Annotated in this window: 3 protein-coding genes; all 3 read left to right on the plus strand. The window is 56.5% G+C overall.

Annotated features, from left to right (window positions below; genetic code table 11):
- Positions 1–566 (plus strand): C40 family peptidase (locus JX325_RS16570; protein WP_204792132.1); only part of this gene is annotated, 566 nt, incomplete at its 5' end.
- Between the two features lie 13 nt (positions 567–579).
- A complete protein-coding gene (locus JX325_RS16575) occupies positions 580–849 on the plus strand; it encodes a DUF4315 family protein (RefSeq protein ID WP_204792133.1) in 270 nt (89 codons plus the stop codon).
- Positions 846–1,493, plus strand: coding sequence for a CD1107 family mobile element protein (locus JX325_RS16580; RefSeq protein ID WP_204792134.1), 648 nt, complete (start codon positions 846–848; stop codon positions 1,491–1,493). Before JX325_RS16575 ends, JX325_RS16580 begins: the two co-directional genes overlap by 4 nt.
- Positions 1,494–1,499: the final 6 nt, after the last annotated feature.

Below are 1,499 nucleotides of genomic sequence, written 5' to 3' on the forward strand. Positions count from 1 at the left end.
TCTGCTATGTGACGCTGGAAAACAAAAACCTGTCCCATCTGCCTGTGTATTTTATGAGCGAGGAGCAGATGTCCCGGTACGCCATCTATATGTCTACCGTGGGAAACAGGCCCGACCTGTTCCCGGACTCCCCCTATGTGGACAGATACATTACCAACCCGCCCCAAGGCTACGAGGTTCCGGGGGAATATCTGGACGATGAAACTTTCGCCGCCATGCTCTCGGAGGCGCAGAAGTACATTGGCTACCCCTATGTGTGGGGCGGGAGCTCCCCGGCCACATCCTTTGACTGCTCTGGCTATTTATCGTGGGTTATCAACCATTCCGGCTGGAATGTGGGCCGCCAAACTGCCCAGGGGCTCTATAACCTGTGTACCCCGGTAAGCTCCCCCAAGCCCGGCGACCTTGTGTTTTTCAAAGGCACCTATAACACATCGGGCGTGAGCCACTGTGGGATTTATGTAGGGGACGGGCGGATGCTCCACTGTGGAGATCCCATCGGATACGCAAACCTAAATACAAACTACTGGCAGTCTCATCTATACGCCTATGGGCGTCTGCCGTGATTGGAGGTATTCTATGGCAACAACCAAAAGTATGAAAATCCAGGCCGAGATTGATAAGGTCAAGGCCAAAATCGCCGACCAGCAGGCACGGCTCAAGGAGCTGGAGAAAAACAAGCTGGAGGCGGAAAACAGCGAGATTGTGGACATCGTGCGGGGTATGAGCATCCCACTTGCACAGCTCCCCCTGTTGTTTGAAAAGTTGAAAAACGGCGGGACTTTGGGACAAAGTGTCCCGAAGTCTGGAGCCGCCCCTACTGCGGAAAAGGAGGAAAACGGAATATGAAACGATTTCGAGTCTTAACAGCGGCGCTCTTTGCCGCTGTTCTTTTATGCGGGTTTAGCGCCACCGCCTATGCCGGGGGCGGCGAGGAATTTATGGACGGCACAGGCGGCTATGACCCCGAGCCCCCTGCGGCGGAGGAACCCGAGCCGGAGCCGAACCCGTTTACCCCGGAGGGCACCGGGACGGTGGTAGACAATGCCACGGACGGGGACGGCAAGGAATTTTTCACCATCACCACGCCCAACGAGAACATTTTTTATCTGGTGATTGACCGCCAGCGGGGCGACGAAAATGTGTATTTCCTCAATGCCGTTACTGAGGCCGACCTTATGGCACTGGCTGAGATCATCGAGGAGCCGCCCGCTCCCCAGCCGGAGCCGGAGCCAGAACCTGCCCCAGCCCCGGAGCCGGAACCGGAACCCGAACCCGAAAAGAAAAGTAATTCCGGGATGCTCCTGCTGGTGCTGGGTCTTGCGCTGATCGGCGGCGGAGCTGGCTGGTATTTTAAGGTTTACCGCCCGAAACAGGAAAAGGCCGCCGGGCCCGTGGAGGGCTATGACGAGGAACTGGAGGACTATGACGATCCCGGGGACGATCTGCCCCCGTGGGNTGAAGAGGATGAATACACGGAGGACGATGAATGAATTTTA

The organism is Oscillibacter sp. CU971 (genome assembly GCF_905219725.1).
Lineage (GTDB): Bacteria > Bacillota > Clostridia > Oscillospirales > Oscillospiraceae > Oscillibacter.

Coding starts and splice junctions, on each gene's coding strand:
- JX325_RS16575 (WP_204792133.1), top strand. CDS start 580: ATGGCAACAACCAAAAGTATGAAAATCCAGGCCGAGATTGATAAGGTC.